Annotated in this window: 20 protein-coding genes and 2 pseudogenes; 12 read left to right on the top strand and 10 right to left on the bottom strand. The window is 42.3% G+C overall.

What is annotated here, in order from left to right; all coding sequences use genetic code 11:
• Window positions 1-640: 640 nt before the first annotated feature.
• On the bottom strand, window positions 641-925 hold the full coding sequence (locus AAC854_RS18165; RefSeq protein WP_340618360.1) for a type II toxin-antitoxin system RelE/ParE family toxin: 285 nt from the start codon (window positions 923-925) through the stop codon (window positions 641-643).
• Entirely contained in the window at window positions 918-1,160 is a 243-nt protein-coding gene (locus AAC854_RS18170) for a type II toxin-antitoxin system ParD family antitoxin (RefSeq protein WP_340618361.1), read from the bottom strand. The genes AAC854_RS18165 and AAC854_RS18170 overlap by 8 nt, the downstream gene beginning before the upstream one ends.
• 52 nt (window positions 1,161-1,212) lie before the next feature.
• Here AAC854_RS18170 and AAC854_RS18175 point away from each other — a divergent pair, with 52 nt between their 5' ends.
• Together AAC854_RS18175 and AAC854_RS18180 are read left to right on the top strand one after the other, a co-directional pair.
• Window positions 1,213-1,446 (top strand): hypothetical protein, encoded by a 234-nt coding sequence (locus tag AAC854_RS18175; RefSeq protein WP_340618362.1) that lies wholly within the window; start codon window positions 1,213-1,215, stop codon window positions 1,444-1,446.
• Between the two features lie 241 nt (window positions 1,447-1,687).
• Window positions 1,688-1,930: pseudogene (locus tag AAC854_RS18180) on the top strand (helix-turn-helix domain-containing protein); the annotation flags it as partial.
• Between the two features lie 481 nt (window positions 1,931-2,411).
• On the opposite strand, the gene AAC854_RS18185 reads toward AAC854_RS18180, so the two are convergent.
• A complete protein-coding gene (locus AAC854_RS18185; RefSeq protein WP_340618363.1) occupies window positions 2,412-2,840 on the bottom strand; it encodes a hypothetical protein in 429 nt (142 codons plus the stop codon).
• A 139-nt stretch (window positions 2,841-2,979) separates the two neighbouring features.
• On the opposite strand from AAC854_RS18185, the gene AAC854_RS18190 reads away from it, so the two are divergent.
• The 4 genes from AAC854_RS18190 to AAC854_RS18205 all read left to right on the top strand — a co-directional run bounded on the left by AAC854_RS18190 (window position 2,980) and on the right by AAC854_RS18205 (window position 6,193).
• Window positions 2,980-4,101, top strand: a complete 1,122-nt coding sequence (locus tag AAC854_RS18190) for a MobA/MobL family protein (protein ID WP_340618364.1) — start codon at window positions 2,980-2,982, stop codon at window positions 4,099-4,101.
• Between the two features lie 14 nt (window positions 4,102-4,115).
• Window positions 4,116-4,856 carry a hypothetical protein gene (locus AAC854_RS18195; RefSeq protein WP_340618365.1) on the top strand — a complete coding sequence of 247 codons (741 nt, stop codon included), beginning with the start codon at window positions 4,116-4,118 and terminating at the stop codon, window positions 4,854-4,856.
• Between the two features lie 64 nt (window positions 4,857-4,920).
• Window positions 4,921-5,802 carry a hypothetical protein gene (locus AAC854_RS18200; protein ID WP_340618366.1) on the top strand — a complete coding sequence of 294 codons (882 nt, stop codon included), beginning with the start codon at window positions 4,921-4,923 and terminating at the stop codon, window positions 5,800-5,802.
• A complete protein-coding gene (locus AAC854_RS18205; protein WP_340618367.1) occupies window positions 5,795-6,193 on the top strand; it encodes a DUF1240 domain-containing protein in 399 nt (132 codons plus the stop codon). Before AAC854_RS18200 ends, AAC854_RS18205 begins: the two co-directional genes overlap by 8 nt.
• A 62-nt stretch (window positions 6,194-6,255) precedes the next feature.
• Here AAC854_RS18205 and AAC854_RS18210 read toward each other — a convergent pair whose 3' ends face one another.
• From AAC854_RS18210 to AAC854_RS18225, 4 genes are all read right to left on the bottom strand, one after another.
• On the bottom strand, window positions 6,256-6,735 hold the full coding sequence (locus AAC854_RS18210; protein ID WP_340618368.1) for an Hcp family type VI secretion system effector: 480 nt from the start codon (window positions 6,733-6,735) through the stop codon (window positions 6,256-6,258).
• A gap of 134 nt (window positions 6,736-6,869) precedes the next feature.
• Window positions 6,870-7,559, bottom strand: a complete 690-nt coding sequence (locus AAC854_RS18215) for a replication initiation protein (RefSeq protein ID WP_340618369.1) — start codon at window positions 7,557-7,559, stop codon at window positions 6,870-6,872.
• Between the two features lie 648 nt (window positions 7,560-8,207).
• Complete coding sequence (locus AAC854_RS18220) at window positions 8,208-8,492, bottom strand: type II toxin-antitoxin system RelE/ParE family toxin (RefSeq protein ID WP_340618360.1); 285 nt, start codon at window positions 8,490-8,492, stop codon at window positions 8,208-8,210.
• The gene (locus AAC854_RS18225) at window positions 8,485-8,727 is read right to left on the bottom strand and encodes a type II toxin-antitoxin system ParD family antitoxin (protein WP_340618361.1); all 243 of its coding nucleotides are present in this window, start codon (window positions 8,725-8,727) and stop codon (window positions 8,485-8,487) included. The genes AAC854_RS18220 and AAC854_RS18225 overlap by 8 nt, the downstream gene beginning before the upstream one ends.
• Window positions 8,728-8,779: 52 nt before the next feature.
• Between AAC854_RS18225 and AAC854_RS18230 the strand changes: the two genes are divergently transcribed.
• Together AAC854_RS18230 and AAC854_RS18235 are read left to right on the top strand one after the other, a co-directional pair.
• Window positions 8,780-9,013, top strand: coding sequence for a hypothetical protein (locus tag AAC854_RS18230; protein WP_340618362.1), 234 nt, complete (start codon window positions 8,780-8,782; stop codon window positions 9,011-9,013).
• Between the two features lie 241 nt (window positions 9,014-9,254).
• A pseudogene (locus tag AAC854_RS18235) lies at window positions 9,255-9,497 on the top strand (helix-turn-helix domain-containing protein); the annotation flags it as partial.
• A 481-nt stretch (window positions 9,498-9,978) separates the two neighbouring features.
• Here AAC854_RS18235 and AAC854_RS18240 read toward each other — a convergent pair.
• Window positions 9,979-10,407 (bottom strand): hypothetical protein, encoded by a 429-nt coding sequence (locus tag AAC854_RS18240; RefSeq protein WP_340618363.1) that lies wholly within the window; start codon window positions 10,405-10,407, stop codon window positions 9,979-9,981.
• A 139-nt stretch (window positions 10,408-10,546) separates the two neighbouring features.
• Between AAC854_RS18240 and AAC854_RS18245 the strand changes: the two genes are divergently transcribed.
• The 4 genes from AAC854_RS18245 to AAC854_RS18260 all read left to right on the top strand — a co-directional run bounded on the left by AAC854_RS18245 (window position 10,547) and on the right by AAC854_RS18260 (window position 13,760).
• On the top strand, window positions 10,547-11,668 hold the full coding sequence (locus AAC854_RS18245) for a MobA/MobL family protein (RefSeq protein ID WP_340618364.1): 1,122 nt from the start codon (window positions 10,547-10,549) through the stop codon (window positions 11,666-11,668).
• 14 nt (window positions 11,669-11,682) lie between these two features.
• Complete coding sequence (locus AAC854_RS18250) at window positions 11,683-12,423, top strand: hypothetical protein (protein WP_340618365.1); 741 nt, start codon at window positions 11,683-11,685, stop codon at window positions 12,421-12,423.
• A gap of 64 nt (window positions 12,424-12,487) precedes the next feature.
• Window positions 12,488-13,369 (top strand): hypothetical protein, encoded by an 882-nt coding sequence (locus AAC854_RS18255; protein WP_340618366.1) that lies wholly within the window; start codon window positions 12,488-12,490, stop codon window positions 13,367-13,369.
• A complete protein-coding gene (locus AAC854_RS18260) occupies window positions 13,362-13,760 on the top strand; it encodes a DUF1240 domain-containing protein (protein ID WP_340618367.1) in 399 nt (132 codons plus the stop codon). Before AAC854_RS18255 ends, AAC854_RS18260 begins: the two co-directional genes overlap by 8 nt.
• A gap of 62 nt (window positions 13,761-13,822) precedes the next feature.
• On the opposite strand, the gene AAC854_RS18265 is transcribed toward AAC854_RS18260, so the two are convergent.
• Together AAC854_RS18265 and AAC854_RS18270 are read right to left on the bottom strand one after the other, a co-directional pair.
• Complete coding sequence (locus tag AAC854_RS18265) at window positions 13,823-14,302, bottom strand: Hcp family type VI secretion system effector (RefSeq protein WP_340618368.1); 480 nt, start codon at window positions 14,300-14,302, stop codon at window positions 13,823-13,825.
• Window positions 14,303-14,436: 134 nt separating this feature from the next.
• Window positions 14,437-15,126: a replication initiation protein gene (locus AAC854_RS18270; protein WP_340618369.1), complete on the bottom strand. Its 690-nt coding sequence runs from the start codon at window positions 15,124-15,126 to the stop codon at window positions 14,437-14,439.
• Window positions 15,127-15,289 lie beyond the last annotated feature (163 nt).

Genomic DNA, 15,289 nt, shown 5'->3' on the forward strand with positions numbered 1-15,289 from the left:
TTTTTTCATATACCACAATAAATATAGGTGGTGCTTTTTATTTGTCAACCACCTATATTGTGAATATTACCGTCAAAAGCACCACCTATTACCGTCAAAAGCACCACCTATTACCGTCAAAAGCACCACCTATCACTATTTAATTAATTGATTTTAAAAGTAAAAAACAGACCGAAAACAAGAATAAAAACAAGAAAAACAAGTTAAAAAAGGCGTGCCCTGTGGATAAGTCAGAAAAATTAGTCAGATCGATCACAAAATAAATATGTCACCGCAATGCGGCTCCGCCTAACCGCCCGTAAGGGCGCTATACGGGTAAAACCGCAGTCTACGACTCTACACGATTGAGCACATTTCTCTTTCGTGCCAATTAGTTCGCTTCGCTCACGGCCTAGCAGGATGGAAGGGGGTAGGCTCTCCCATTCAGTCCCCCCTTTTGCATCGGTTGATTGATCCTTGAAGATCCTAATCTGATCCGAAGAGCAACCTCCCATGCCCTAACGGGCATAAAACCCCCACAAAAACTATTCTGAGCCGTTTTTTTTTTACCCACCTACAGATTTAACCTGAGCCGGAAAAGCTCTTAAAATCGCTCTGAGGCGTTTTTAGCTGTATATAAACACCTATGGGGAGAACGCGATTACCGTAAATGCTGAGCGTGATCCATTTGTTGGTGCAGGATACGGGCGATCAGAATATCGGCATTCCTGACAGTGTAGAAAACGGTGTGTCGCTGAAACTCTATCCGCATGACACCGGATACCGCTGGATAATCCCGTCCAATGTCGGGCATATTTGCGAGTGTCTCTAAAAACGCTTCCAGAGCGGCTGTGTAGTGATCAGCTTGGGCTACGCCGAATTTCATCAGTGTATAGTCGTAAATTCCCGCAAAGTCCTCTGCTGCCCGTTCCGATAGCTTATACACGATGCCGCCGTTTCCTCTGCTCAGCAATGTCCCTTAGCGTCAACGCACTTTCCCCACTCTCCAGCCCCTCGATCACTGCATTACGGATGGCTTCGTCCTGATTCTCCTGTTTTTCCAGCAAACGCAATGCCGAACGCATCACTTCGCTGGCTGAACCATAACGGCCACTTTCAATCATCCGTTGTACAAAACCGTCAAGCTGCTTCCCCATACTGACGGACGTAATTTTTCTCATATCACCCACCTGTATTAACTGTTAATACAATAAGCATACTGCAAACTGATCGGTGGCCCCAATTAAAACGGATTTTATTCATCCAAACAGGGTGGCGGCGTCACTTGGTAAAATCCAAGTGACGCCGTTAAAAAAATGGTTGCAAACCTTGTCCGGCCTGCTTCTCGGCAAAATCCTACCTAGTGAAGGCATCTTAAAAAATCTGAATACACCAGTCTCTGTCACGGATTTGCCTTTCGCCTTCTCATCACGCTTTTATGCGAATAACGGCGTCACATCTAATTGATTATATTATTGAAAAGTTTTATCTAACCCGTTAACCTGATAACGCTATTGGCAAAATCCAATAGCCGGGGATTTCCAACCCCGTAAGTTCTCCACTGGTAGGATGTTTCTACCAGTGTGCCTGCGCTCGCCCGTTCAATGGCGGTTCAGGCAGGGGAGGCTTCGGCCTCGCCGGTTGAGAACTCCGGTATTGGAAACCCTGCTTGAACCGCCACCAATAACAACAACGAGGTGAAGCAGGTATGAATACCACAGAAGACTGGCACCCCTCCGAAGTCGTCGCTGCGTTACGTAAAATCGGCACCAGTATTGCGGAACTTTCCCGCGAATCAGGGTTAAGACATTCAACCTTAAGTAATGCCCTAAACCGTGGCTGGCCAAAAGGGGAATGGATTATTGCCCAACGCCTCAATCTGCACCCGTCCCAAATCTGGCCTAGCCGCTATTTTGATCACGCCGGTAACCTGAAAGCACGTAAACCCCGTAACTCCTCTCTGTGGGCTGGAGGCGAACCGGTGAAGATCTTCGACAATTTACTGGCAGGATGCACCCCAGAAAGCCCAAACCAGACTCACTATCTGGCGGCAGAACGTCTTTTAAAAAGCGGATTGCAGTTATTGAGAGAGGAATTTAACTTCTCGCCAAGAGCGATAGCGGAGGCGCTGGATATTCCCTTATCGTCCATCGTTCAGATAGAACGGCTGGGCCAGGATGTGAAACTGTCTACCCTGAAACGCTATATTGAAGTGATAGGCGGGAAACTCAGCCTGCGAATTGAATTGCCTAACGGTGATATCAGAACAATCAGGGTATGAATCTGTCTCTGTTGCGTCACCGAAACCGGAGAGAATCTTGGTGACGCTCAGAAAAATAAACACCAGCCAAGGGCTTACCCCGATGAGGGTAGCACATTCAGCATAAAGTTAACCGTGTTTCCCCCCGAAACATCGTGGCGGAGCCGCAAGGTTATTTTTCATTTTCTGCAATCAGCCGGTCACCGAGGCTTTTTAACGCCTGTAATTTTTCCGGTGGCGCACCGGCTAATTTGACCAGTGCCCCGACAAAAGCGCCTGCATCAATGGTCAGCTGTCCGGTTTTTTTATCAACCAGTCCGGCAAGGCTGACCAGTCCCGCGACTTTAAACATCTCGTGATTGCGTGCCTTACGTGTTGCCAGCCGTTCTGCATTGATAACCTTTGCTGCGGCTCCTTTGGCTTTCATCGCCCGTTCTGCGGCTTTTTCTGCCCGTTTCAGCACGGTTAACCGGCGTTCTTCTTCCCGTGTCCGGTTTTCGATACCTGCCAGCCTCACCAGCAGCTTTTGCTGCTCCGTGGGCGATTTTAGTCCCATGATGTAGCCGATACGTAACCTTAGCCATTCGTCGTTCGTGTTCATTATTGCCTCATAGTTCAATGTCAGTATGTTAGCGCTTTTTCCTTACCAATAATCTTAAACATGTGTTCGCCTGACGACAAAATATTTCGGCTGCAAACAGGCTCACCATAGTTTAAGATTATTGGTAAGGCGCGCTTAGATGTTTCTCATTTTCATGAGAAACAGCGCGTCGAAGCACAGCTTCGAGTTTAACACCAAGAGGTATTCAGATATGGCGATAGCCCGCCTGAGCGTAAAAGTTGGCCGCAAGGGAAAAGGTGCGCAACATGCCGCCTATATTGCCCGTGAGGGGAAATACGAAAACCGGCTTGAAAAAGGCGAGCGGCTGGAGTCTACGGATAACGGCAATATGCCGGCATGGGCGAAAGACAACCCGCAACAGTTCTGGCTGGCTGCGGATGCTTTCGAACGCCAGAACGGGACAGCCTATCGGGAAATGGAAATCGCCTTACCCCGTGAGTTAAACCCCGAACAACGGGAAGGGCTTATCCGCGACTGGGTTAAGCAGGAGCTGGGCGAACGGCACGCCTATCAATGGGCCATTCATGTGCCGACCGCTGCCGATGGGGGTGAACAGCCCCACTGTCACCTGATGTTTTCCGAGCGGATTGACGACGGGATTACCCGCGATCCGGAGCAGTATTTTAAACGGTTCAACCGTAAAGCACCGGAAAAAGGCGGCAGCCAGAAAGCTAACACCGGTTTAAATCCAAAAACAAGGAAAGAGCAGCTGGTTGCCCTGCGTGAGCGCTGGGAAAAAAACTGTAATCACCATCTGGCGCTGGCTCATCGTCCTGAGCGTATCGATATGCGCAGCTATGCCAAGCAGGGTTTAGACCTTGTGCCGGAGAAAAAAATGCTACCCAGTGAATGGCGAAGGCCGAAAGAGCGTAATGCCATCATGGAATATCGGCATATCCGCCGTGATCAGATAAACAGCCAGCAGATTGTCCAGCTGATGGAAAAACAAGACAAAATAGAGTATTCGCCTGAAATTACCCGAGATATGCTTCATTTTCAGTGTAAGTACGAGATTTTCAATGGAATGAGGCAATTTAAAGAAAATTATCAGCAGGATAAATTGCGACAGGCGCAGGAAGAACAAAAGCGCCTTGAAGAGCAAAAACAGCTGGAAGAGCGGGCAAGGTTGTTGAACAAGCAACAGCTAGAACTCGAGCAGCAGGTGCGACAACGTGCTGAGCAGGAAAAGAAACCACAACAGCGCCAACGTCACTCCCCTGGGCGGGGTTTTAGTCGGTAACAGCAGAGGCAAACATGAAAAAAGAACTCACAGAATTTGAAAAAATTGCAGGTTATCTCTCAGTGCTGGAAGAACAGCAAGAGGTTATCACTGGCTTGCTGACTGCGGCAGGCGAGAATCAAGGCACTGTCGCTGATATCATCATGAGATTTGAAAGCGCCATCAGTCTGGCGATAGGTGAATTAAAACAGAAGCTGGCTGAACTGGATCATATCGAGGCGCAAAAGGCGCATATGAACCAAGTGCTGTCAGAACTGAATGATATTAAACGGAGTGCCGTCAATTCACTGGATACCAGCGCCGCCCAATTCAGGGAACTGGCCAAAACCGTGCCGGTTGAAATCAAACAGAACATTTTGGCCACTATCCAACAAACGGATATTGCGGGCGCTGTCCGGCAGAGAACGGATGCCCAGATGGAGGCGATAGCCACACAGGTTGACACGATGACTCAGCGTGGTCGTGGCTTTGTGGATAAAATTGCGAGCGCGGAACGTGATCTTACATCGCGTTATGACCAGTTGAAAAAGAACCTTTGGAAAATTGTCGGAGGAACGATGCTGTCTACAGCGCTGGTTACGACTCTTGTCGTTGGGTTGAGTGCCAAATTTTTCTTCAGTGCAGGTGTGGACAGAAATTACTCCGCCATATACAGCACTTATCAGCTGGTTGAGCAGCTTAAAACGCAATGCCATACCCCGACAGGGAAACTTGAGCCAGTTCCCAATAATTCAGGAAACCTAAAGAAAAAATAGCGGAGTCCGATAAAATATGAGACAAAATTCAAATGAAATATATAATATAAATGGGAGTTGTAAAATGAAATATGAACCACGCTTAAGAACATTTGTTGAAGATGATTATAAATATGAAGATCATCTTAATTTTAAAAAACAAATAGAAGATCAAAAATATAACCGTATGCTATTGGAATTGGAACATCAGTTTAAACTAAACCAAGAGGTTATTGCTTTCTTGACAAAAGATGAAGCTATAGCTTATATGAAAACACTAGATCATAATTTTTATAATTCATGGAAGAATAATATTAAAACTATCTATTCATATACTGATCCAGTTTCATCATTTGCTGGTAATATCCATGATTCTATTGGAATGGCAAGAATAGCAAATGACTTAAGAAGTTTCGGTGTGGATGCAACAGAGTATTTTGGTAAGGATGGAAAAAGATATATAAGGCTATCAGGTTACCCTGGTGTACGAGACTATTTAAACGCCACAAGATACCTTGCTAATAATCAACGTATAGTGTCTTTTGGGGTCGGTACGCTAGGTATTGAAGCTGGAATTTCGCAAGGTGCTAGATTCGGTATAGTATTTTCAGCCGCATATAGACTAGTGGAGTTAGTATTAAAAGATGAATATGGACTGGTTGATTTGTTCGTTAATTTAACTATGGATGGTGCAAAATTAGCTGTGTCAATAGGTGTTGCTTCAGCGGCTAATACGTTCATAGTCGCCCCACTTTTAACCATAGGATGGAGTCTTCTGGCTGTATCTCTTGGAGTTTTTGCTCTTGGGATTGGAGTTTCGTTTGCTTTATATTGGTTAGATGATCACTTTAAAATTAGCGAAAGCATAATTAAAAATTTAAAAAATGGTAAAAGAAATAATATTCCTGTAGGAACACCTACGGCAGATCAATTTTTTAATATGTGGGGTAGATATAGTCGTGGATAATACAAATAAAATAAAAATATATCTAGGTGTTTTTTTGCTTGTTTTTATGGCGTTATTATTTATTTTTTTTTCATTGAGTGATTATGTTGGTTTTTTTATACGTGATAGCGTTATTACATTCTCATGGAAAAGCGCGGGTTTTATTTGGTTTAGTCCTTTGCTTATTAATCTTGCTTATGCATTATTAATGATCGCATTAAATAGGACAGAAAATCTTAATAGAAAAATAGGTAGCTATATTTCTTATATATCAATAACAGGGTTTATTTTTACTTTATTTGTGTCTTTCTATGTTGATGATAAATTAAAAAATGATGGGTATTTAACATGTGATAAATCTTCATGGATGGCACCAAATAAGTATGTTAGGGACATTTCACTTTGTCACTAAGAATAAAGAGCATATGCATAGTTGTGTCGAGTAGCATGCTATCTACTCGACACAACTGTTTATTAATAATTTCTATCTTCCCATATGCTGTAAGCAGAAGTGCCAGCTGTTATATGATTCCATGAGATGGATTTATAGTTGAGTGTAACTCTTTCATATGGCATGACATCAAAATCATTTATAGAATGCGGGTATATACAAGAAACATCTGTGATAGTGGCTTCCGTGATTTTTACTTCATAGAATAATTCCAATTGTCCAGCTTGGCCTGTTCTGTAAAAAACAAAAGCACCATTTAGAGATTCATTTGAATCTATAGCCATCGCTAATAATGGTGACGATTTATCTACGGGTTTAATAAATTGTATGGGTTGATGACTGACATTCTGTTGTCGTGTAATTGAATGATTCAGGCTGAGCACCTGTATTTGATCTTCGTGTCCGTTTTGATACCGATTTCCTATCGAATCTGGCGTTGAACACCCCGCAGATATGAGGCCTTGATTTTTACCATTTAAAGTTAAATAAATCATGTATGACATGAAATGACCATCCTAGTTATTTATGATTAAATCTGATAATTTAAATTACTAACATAACATAGAGATAATTTTAAAAAAAGAAATATAAAAACAATATATTTATTTGTTTTTATATTTTCCATTAATTATTTTTGTTAAATTGCCATTTTTATTTGCTTGTCTTCTTTAAATGTGAAGTGTAAAGCTACAACATTACGGCCATCTTTAACAGTATCAACGGATACAATTAGGTTACTTTTTTGATTCAATTCTTTGATGGATGGTTTTAAAAGAAGTTTATTTAAATCTCTAAATTGTAAATATTTATCTTCTATTCCTAACATAGATCTAAAGTCTCTAAGACTGATAATTCTGTCTCCAGTTTTTTTGAATTGCATCAATAATTCATAAATTCTAATGCTATATGTTCTCTTTAGTGCTGAAATATTTTTTACTGCAATGGTAGTAAACTGGCCTTTTAACTGTGTCAGATAAGGCATGATTAGATCAGAAAAAACTAATTCTATTTTTCCTTGTCCATTAAAATATTTAGCTTGACCTTGAATCCATCTTATTTTTTCTTCCTTTTCTTCCCAATGAATATAAATCCAGCGTTCAGCCAATCTATCAGCAGCTTCTTGTAGTCGCCTTTCTGCATTCTCTCTGCCCATATCAGGAAATGCTAAGTAGAATTCATTAGCGGTTAATTGAAAGGTTTTTTCAAGAATGACTGCTTGAGGATTCAATTTACCAATACACATTAATAAAACCCTTTGTTCTTGGAGGGTCAACTTATAACTAGCTTCAATGAGAGCGTTTGATTTATAGGCTATAAGTTCAGTCATGTCTTGTACCATTGGTTATTGGTGGAAGGTTTTTTTCATATACCACAATAAATATAGGTGGTGCTTTTTATTTGTCAACCACCTATATTGTGAATATTACCGTCAAAAGCACCACCTATTACCGTCAAAAGCACCACCTATCACTATTTAATTAATTGATTTTAAAAGTAAAAAACAGACCGAAAACAAGAATAAAAACAAGAAAAACAAGTTAAAAAAGGCGTGCCCTGTGGATAAGTCAGAAAAATTAGTCAGATCGATCACAAAATAAATATGTCACCGCAATGCGGCTCCGCCTAACCGCCCGTAAGGGCGCTATACGGGTAAAACCGCAGTCTACGACTCTACACGATTGAGCACATTTCTCTTTCGTGCCAATTAGTTCGCTTCGCTCACGGCCTAGCAGGATGGAAGGGGGTAGGCTCTCCCATTCAGTCCCCCCTTTTGCATCGGTTGATTGATCCTTGAAGATCCTAATCTGATCCGAAGAGCAACCTCCCATGCCCTAACGGGCATAAAACCCCCACAAAAACTATTCTGAGCCGTTTTTTTTTTACCCACCTACAGATTTAACCTGAGCCGGAAAAGCTCTTAAAATCGCTCTGAGGCGTTTTTAGCTGTATATAAACACCTATGGGGAGAACGCGATTACCGTAAATGCTGAGCGTGATCCATTTGTTGGTGCAGGATACGGGCGATCAGAATATCGGCATTCCTGACAGTGTAGAAAACGGTGTGTCGCTGAAACTCTATCCGCATGACACCGGATACCGCTGGATAATCCCGTCCAATGTCGGGCATATTTGCGAGTGTCTCTAAAAACGCTTCCAGAGCGGCTGTGTAGTGATCAGCTTGGGCTACGCCGAATTTCATCAGTGTATAGTCGTAAATTCCCGCAAAGTCCTCTGCTGCCCGTTCCGATAGCTTATACACGATGCCGCCGTTTCCTCTGCTCAGCAATGTCCCTTAGCGTCAACGCACTTTCCCCACTCTCCAGCCCCTCGATCACTGCATTACGGATGGCTTCGTCCTGATTCTCCTGTTTTTCCAGCAAACGCAATGCCGAACGCATCACTTCGCTGGCTGAACCATAACGGCCACTTTCAATCATCCGTTGTACAAAACCGTCAAGCTGCTTCCCCATACTGACGGACGTAATTTTTCTCATATCACCCACCTGTATTAACTGTTAATACAATAAGCATACTGCAAACTGATCGGTGGCCCCAATTAAAACGGATTTTATTCATCCAAACAGGGTGGCGGCGTCACTTGGTAAAATCCAAGTGACGCCGTTAAAAAAATGGTTGCAAACCTTGTCCGGCCTGCTTCTCGGCAAAATCCTACCTAGTGAAGGCATCTTAAAAAATCTGAATACACCAGTCTCTGTCACGGATTTGCCTTTCGCCTTCTCATCACGCTTTTATGCGAATAACGGCGTCACATCTAATTGATTATATTATTGAAAAGTTTTATCTAACCCGTTAACCTGATAACGCTATTGGCAAAATCCAATAGCCGGGGATTTCCAACCCCGTAAGTTCTCCACTGGTAGGATGTTTCTACCAGTGTGCCTGCGCTCGCCCGTTCAATGGCGGTTCAGGCAGGGGAGGCTTCGGCCTCGCCGGTTGAGAACTCCGGTATTGGAAACCCTGCTTGAACCGCCACCAATAACAACAACGAGGTGAAGCAGGTATGAATACCACAGAAGACTGGCACCCCTCCGAAGTCGTCGCTGCGTTACGTAAAATCGGCACCAGTATTGCGGAACTTTCCCGCGAATCAGGGTTAAGACATTCAACCTTAAGTAATGCCCTAAACCGTGGCTGGCCAAAAGGGGAATGGATTATTGCCCAACGCCTCAATCTGCACCCGTCCCAAATCTGGCCTAGCCGCTATTTTGATCACGCCGGTAACCTGAAAGCACGTAAACCCCGTAACTCCTCTCTGTGGGCTGGAGGCGAACCGGTGAAGATCTTCGACAATTTACTGGCAGGATGCACCCCAGAAAGCCCAAACCAGACTCACTATCTGGCGGCAGAACGTCTTTTAAAAAGCGGATTGCAGTTATTGAGAGAGGAATTTAACTTCTCGCCAAGAGCGATAGCGGAGGCGCTGGATATTCCCTTATCGTCCATCGTTCAGATAGAACGGCTGGGCCAGGATGTGAAACTGTCTACCCTGAAACGCTATATTGAAGTGATAGGCGGGAAACTCAGCCTGCGAATTGAATTGCCTAACGGTGATATCAGAACAATCAGGGTATGAATCTGTCTCTGTTGCGTCACCGAAACCGGAGAGAATCTTGGTGACGCTCAGAAAAATAAACACCAGCCAAGGGCTTACCCCGATGAGGGTAGCACATTCAGCATAAAGTTAACCGTGTTTCCCCCCGAAACATCGTGGCGGAGCCGCAAGGTTATTTTTCATTTTCTGCAATCAGCCGGTCACCGAGGCTTTTTAACGCCTGTAATTTTTCCGGTGGCGCACCGGCTAATTTGACCAGTGCCCCGACAAAAGCGCCTGCATCAATGGTCAGCTGTCCGGTTTTTTTATCAACCAGTCCGGCAAGGCTGACCAGTCCCGCGACTTTAAACATCTCGTGATTGCGTGCCTTACGTGTTGCCAGCCGTTCTGCATTGATAACCTTTGCTGCGGCTCCTTTGGCTTTCATCGCCCGTTCTGCGGCTTTTTCTGCCCGTTTCAGCACGGTTAACCGGCGTTCTTCTTCCCGTGTCCGGTTTTCGATACCTGCCAGCCTCACCAGCAGCTTTTGCTGCTCCGTGGGCGATTTTAGTCCCATGATGTAGCCGATACGTAACCTTAGCCATTCGTCGTTCGTGTTCATTATTGCCTCATAGTTCAATGTCAGTATGTTAGCGCTTTTTCCTTACCAATAATCTTAAACATGTGTTCGCCTGACGACAAAATATTTCGGCTGCAAACAGGCTCACCATAGTTTAAGATTATTGGTAAGGCGCGCTTAGATGTTTCTCATTTTCATGAGAAACAGCGCGTCGAAGCACAGCTTCGAGTTTAACACCAAGAGGTATTCAGATATGGCGATAGCCCGCCTGAGCGTAAAAGTTGGCCGCAAGGGAAAAGGTGCGCAACATGCCGCCTATATTGCCCGTGAGGGGAAATACGAAAACCGGCTTGAAAAAGGCGAGCGGCTGGAGTCTACGGATAACGGCAATATGCCGGCATGGGCGAAAGACAACCCGCAACAGTTCTGGCTGGCTGCGGATGCTTTCGAACGCCAGAACGGGACAGCCTATCGGGAAATGGAAATCGCCTTACCCCGTGAGTTAAACCCCGAACAACGGGAAGGGCTTATCCGCGACTGGGTTAAGCAGGAGCTGGGCGAACGGCACGCCTATCAATGGGCCATTCATGTGCCGACCGCTGCCGATGGGGGTGAACAGCCCCACTGTCACCTGATGTTTTCCGAGCGGATTGACGACGGGATTACCCGCGATCCGGAGCAGTATTTTAAACGGTTCAACCGTAAAGCACCGGAAAAAGGCGGCAGCCAGAAAGCTAACACCGGTTTAAATCCAAAAACAAGGAAAGAGCAGCTGGTTGCCCTGCGTGAGCGCTGGGAAAAAAACTGTAATCACCATCTGGCGCTGGCTCATCGTCCTGAGCGTATCGATATGCGCAGCTATGCCAAGCAGGGTTTAGACCTTGTGCCGGAGAAAAAAATGCTACCCAGTGAATGGCGAAGGCCGAAAGAGCGTAATGCCATCATGGAATATCGGCATATCCGCCGTGATCAGATAAACAGCCAGCAGATTGTCCAGCTGATGGAAAAACAAGACAAAATAGAGTATTCGCCTGAAATTACCCGAGATATGCTTCATTTTCAGTGTAAGTACGAGATTTTCAATGGAATGAGGCAATTTAAAGAAAATTATCAGCAGGATAAATTGCGACAGGCGCAGGAAGAACAAAAGCGCCTTGAAGAGCAAAAACAGCTGGAAGAGCGGGCAAGGTTGTTGAACAAGCAACAGCTAGAACTCGAGCAGCAGGTGCGACAACGTGCTGAGCAGGAAAAGAAACCACAACAGCGCCAACGTCACTCCCCTGGGCGGGGTTTTAGTCGGTAACAGCAGAGGCAAACATGAAAAAAGAACTCACAGAATTTGAAAAAATTGCAGGTTATCTCTCAGTGCTGGAAGAACAGCAAGAGGTTATCACTGGCTTGCTGACTGCGGCAGGCGAGAATCAAGGCACTGTCGCTGATATCATCATGAGATTTGAAAGCGCCATCAGTCTGGCGATAGGTGAATTAAAACAGAAGCTGGCTGAACTGGATCATATCGAGGCGCAAAAGGCGCATATGAACCAAGTGCTGTCAGAACTGAATGATATTAAACGGAGTGCCGTCAATTCACTGGATACCAGCGCCGCCCAATTCAGGGAACTGGCCAAAACCGTGCCGGTTGAAATCAAACAGAACATTTTGGCCACTATCCAACAAACGGATATTGCGGGCGCTGTCCGGCAGAGAACGGATGCCCAGATGGAGGCGATAGCCACACAGGTTGACACGATGACTCAGCGTGGTCGTGGCTTTGTGGATAAAATTGCGAGCGCGGAACGTGATCTTACATCGCGTTATGACCAGTTGAAAAAGAACCTTTGGAAAATTGTCGGAGGAACGATGCTGTCTACAGCGCTGGTTACGACTCTTGTCGTTGGGTTGAGTGCCAAATTTTTCTTCAGTGCAGGTGTGGACAGAAATTACTCCGCCATATACAGCACTTATCAGCTGGTTGAGCAGCTTAAAACGCAATGCCATACCCCGACAGGGAAACTTGAGCCAGTTCCCAATAATTCAGGAAACCTAAAGAAAAAATAGCGGAGTCCGATAAAATATGAGACAAAATTCAAATGAAATATATAATATAAATGGGAGTTGTAAAATGAAATATGAACCACGCTTAAGAACATTTGTTGAAGATGATTATAAATATGAAGATCATCTTAATTTTAAAAAACAAATAGAAGATCAAAAATATAACCGTATGCTATTGGAATTGGAACATCAGTTTAAACTAAACCAAGAGGTTATTGCTTTCTTGACAAAAGATGAAGCTATAGCTTATATGAAAACACTAGATCATAATTTTTATAATTCATGGAAGAATAATATTAAAACTATCTATTCATATACTGATCCAGTTTCATCATTTGCTGGTAATATCCATGATTCTATTGGAATGGCAAGAATAGCAAATGACTTAAGAAGTTTCGGTGTGGATGCAACAGAGTATTTTGGTAAGGATGGAAAAAGATATATAAGGCTATCAGGTTACCCTGGTGTACGAGACTATTTAAACGCCACAAGATACCTTGCTAATAATCAACGTATAGTGTCTTTTGGGGTCGGTACGCTAGGTATTGAAGCTGGAATTTCGCAAGGTGCTAGATTCGGTATAGTATTTTCAGCCGCATATAGACTAGTGGAGTTAGTATTAAAAGATGAATATGGACTGGTTGATTTGTTCGTTAATTTAACTATGGATGGTGCAAAATTAGCTGTGTCAATAGGTGTTGCTTCAGCGGCTAATACGTTCATAGTCGCCCCACTTTTAACCATAGGATGGAGTCTTCTGGCTGTATCTCTTGGAGTTTTTGCTCTTGGGATTGGAGTTTCGTTTGCTTTATATTGGTTAGATGATCACTTTAAAATTAGCGAAAGCATAATTAAAAATTTAAAAAATGGTAAAAGAAATAATATTCCTGTAGGAACACCTACGGCAGATCAATTTTTTAATATGTGGGGTAGATATAGTCGTGGATAATACAAATAAAATAAAAATATATCTAGGTGTTTTTTTGCTTGTTTTTATGGCGTTATTATTTATTTTTTTTTCATTGAGTGATTATGTTGGTTTTTTTATACGTGATAGCGTTATTACATTCTCATGGAAAAGCGCGGGTTTTATTTGGTTTAGTCCTTTGCTTATTAATCTTGCTTATGCATTATTAATGATCGCATTAAATAGGACAGAAAATCTTAATAGAAAAATAGGTAGCTATATTTCTTATATATCAATAACAGGGTTTATTTTTACTTTATTTGTGTCTTTCTATGTTGATGATAAATTAAAAAATGATGGGTATTTAACATGTGATAAATCTTCATGGATGGCACCAAATAAGTATGTTAGGGACATTTCACTTTGTCACTAAGAATAAAGAGCATATGCATAGTTGTGTCGAGTAGCATGCTATCTACTCGACACAACTGTTTATTAATAATTTCTATCTTCCCATATGCTGTAAGCAGAAGTGCCAGCTGTTATATGATTCCATGAGATGGATTTATAGTTGAGTGTAACTCTTTCATATGGCATGACATCAAAATCATTTATAGAATGCGGGTATATACAAGAAACATCTGTGATAGTGGCTTCCGTGATTTTTACTTCATAGAATAATTCCAATTGTCCAGCTTGGCCTGTTCTGTAAAAAACAAAAGCACCATTTAGAGATTCATTTGAATCTATAGCCATCGCTAATAATGGTGACGATTTATCTACGGGTTTAATAAATTGTATGGGTTGATGACTGACATTCTGTTGTCGTGTAATTGAATGATTCAGGCTGAGCACCTGTATTTGATCTTCGTGTCCGTTTTGATACCGATTTCCTATCGAATCTGGCGTTGAACACCCCGCAGATATGAGGCCTTGATTTTTACCATTTAAAGTTAAATAAATCATGTATGACATGAAATGACCATCCTAGTTATTTATGATTAAATCTGATAATTTAAATTACTAACATAACATAGAGATAATTTTAAAAAAAGAAATATAAAAACAATATATTTATTTGTTTTTATATTTTCCATTAATTATTTTTGTTAAATTGCCATTTTTATTTGCTTGTCTTCTTTAAATGTGAAGTGTAAAGCTACAACATTACGGCCATCTTTAACAGTATCAACGGATACAATTAGGTTACTTTTTTGATTCAATTCTTTGATGGATGGTTTTAAAAGAAGTTTATTTAAATCTCTAAATTGTAAATATTTATCTTCTATTCCTAACATAGATCTAAAGTCTCTAAGACTGATAATTCTGTCTCCAGTTTTTTTGAATTGCATCAATAATTCATAAATTCTAATGCTATATGTTCTCTTTAGTGCTGAAATATTTTTTACTGCAATGGTAGTAAACTGGCCTTTTAACTGTGTCAGATAAGGCATGATTAGATCAGAAAAAACTAATTCTATTTTTCCTTGTCCATTAAAATATTTAGCTTGACCTTGAATCCATCTTATTTTTTCTTCCTTTTCTTCCCAATGAATATAAATCCAGCGTTCAGCCAATCTATCAGCAGCTTCTTGTAGTCGCCTTTCTGCATTCTCTCTGCCCATATCAGGAAATGCTAAGTAGAATTCATTAGCGGTTAATTGAAAGGTTTTTTCAAGAATGACTGCTTGAGGATTCAATTTACCAATACACATTAATAAAACCCTTTGTTCTTGGAGGGTCAACTTATAACTAGCTTCAATGAGAGCGTTTGATTTATAGGCTATAAGTTCAGTCATGTCTTGTACCATTGGTTATTGGTGGAAGGTTTTTTTCATATACCACAATAAATATAGGTGGTGCTTTTTATTTGTCAACCACCTATATTGTGAATATTACCGTCAAAAGCACCACCTATTACCGTCAAAAGCACCACCTATTACCGTCAAAAGCACCACCTAT

It is taken from the genome of Xenorhabdus entomophaga (genome assembly GCF_037996725.1).
Lineage (GTDB): Bacteria > Pseudomonadota > Gammaproteobacteria > Enterobacterales > Enterobacteriaceae > Xenorhabdus > Xenorhabdus khoisanae.

Excerpts from the sequence above, each read along its gene's own strand:
- AAC854_RS18170 (WP_340618361.1), bottom strand. The coding sequence starts at position 1,160 with ATGAGAAAAATTACGTCCGTCAGTATGGGGAAGCAGCTTGACGGTTTT.
- AAC854_RS18185 (WP_340618363.1), bottom strand. The coding sequence starts at position 2,840 with ATGAACACGAACGACGAATGGCTAAGGTTACGTATCGGCTACATCATG.
- AAC854_RS18190 (WP_340618364.1), top strand. The coding sequence starts at position 2,980 with ATGTTTCTCATTTTCATGAGAAACAGCGCGTCGAAGCACAGCTTCGAG.
- AAC854_RS18195 (WP_340618365.1), top strand. The coding sequence starts at position 4,116 with ATGAAAAAAGAACTCACAGAATTTGAAAAAATTGCAGGTTATCTCTCA.
- AAC854_RS18200 (WP_340618366.1), top strand. The coding sequence starts at position 4,921 with ATGAAATATGAACCACGCTTAAGAACATTTGTTGAAGATGATTATAAA.
- AAC854_RS18210 (WP_340618368.1), bottom strand. The coding sequence starts at position 6,735 with ATGTCATACATGATTTATTTAACTTTAAATGGTAAAAATCAAGGCCTC.
- AAC854_RS18215 (WP_340618369.1), bottom strand. The coding sequence starts at position 7,559 with ATGACTGAACTTATAGCCTATAAATCAAACGCTCTCATTGAAGCTAGT.
- AAC854_RS18225 (WP_340618361.1), bottom strand. The coding sequence starts at position 8,727 with ATGAGAAAAATTACGTCCGTCAGTATGGGGAAGCAGCTTGACGGTTTT.
- AAC854_RS18240 (WP_340618363.1), bottom strand. The coding sequence starts at position 10,407 with ATGAACACGAACGACGAATGGCTAAGGTTACGTATCGGCTACATCATG.
- AAC854_RS18245 (WP_340618364.1), top strand. The coding sequence starts at position 10,547 with ATGTTTCTCATTTTCATGAGAAACAGCGCGTCGAAGCACAGCTTCGAG.
- AAC854_RS18250 (WP_340618365.1), top strand. The coding sequence starts at position 11,683 with ATGAAAAAAGAACTCACAGAATTTGAAAAAATTGCAGGTTATCTCTCA.
- AAC854_RS18255 (WP_340618366.1), top strand. The coding sequence starts at position 12,488 with ATGAAATATGAACCACGCTTAAGAACATTTGTTGAAGATGATTATAAA.
- AAC854_RS18265 (WP_340618368.1), bottom strand. The coding sequence starts at position 14,302 with ATGTCATACATGATTTATTTAACTTTAAATGGTAAAAATCAAGGCCTC.
- AAC854_RS18270 (WP_340618369.1), bottom strand. The coding sequence starts at position 15,126 with ATGACTGAACTTATAGCCTATAAATCAAACGCTCTCATTGAAGCTAGT.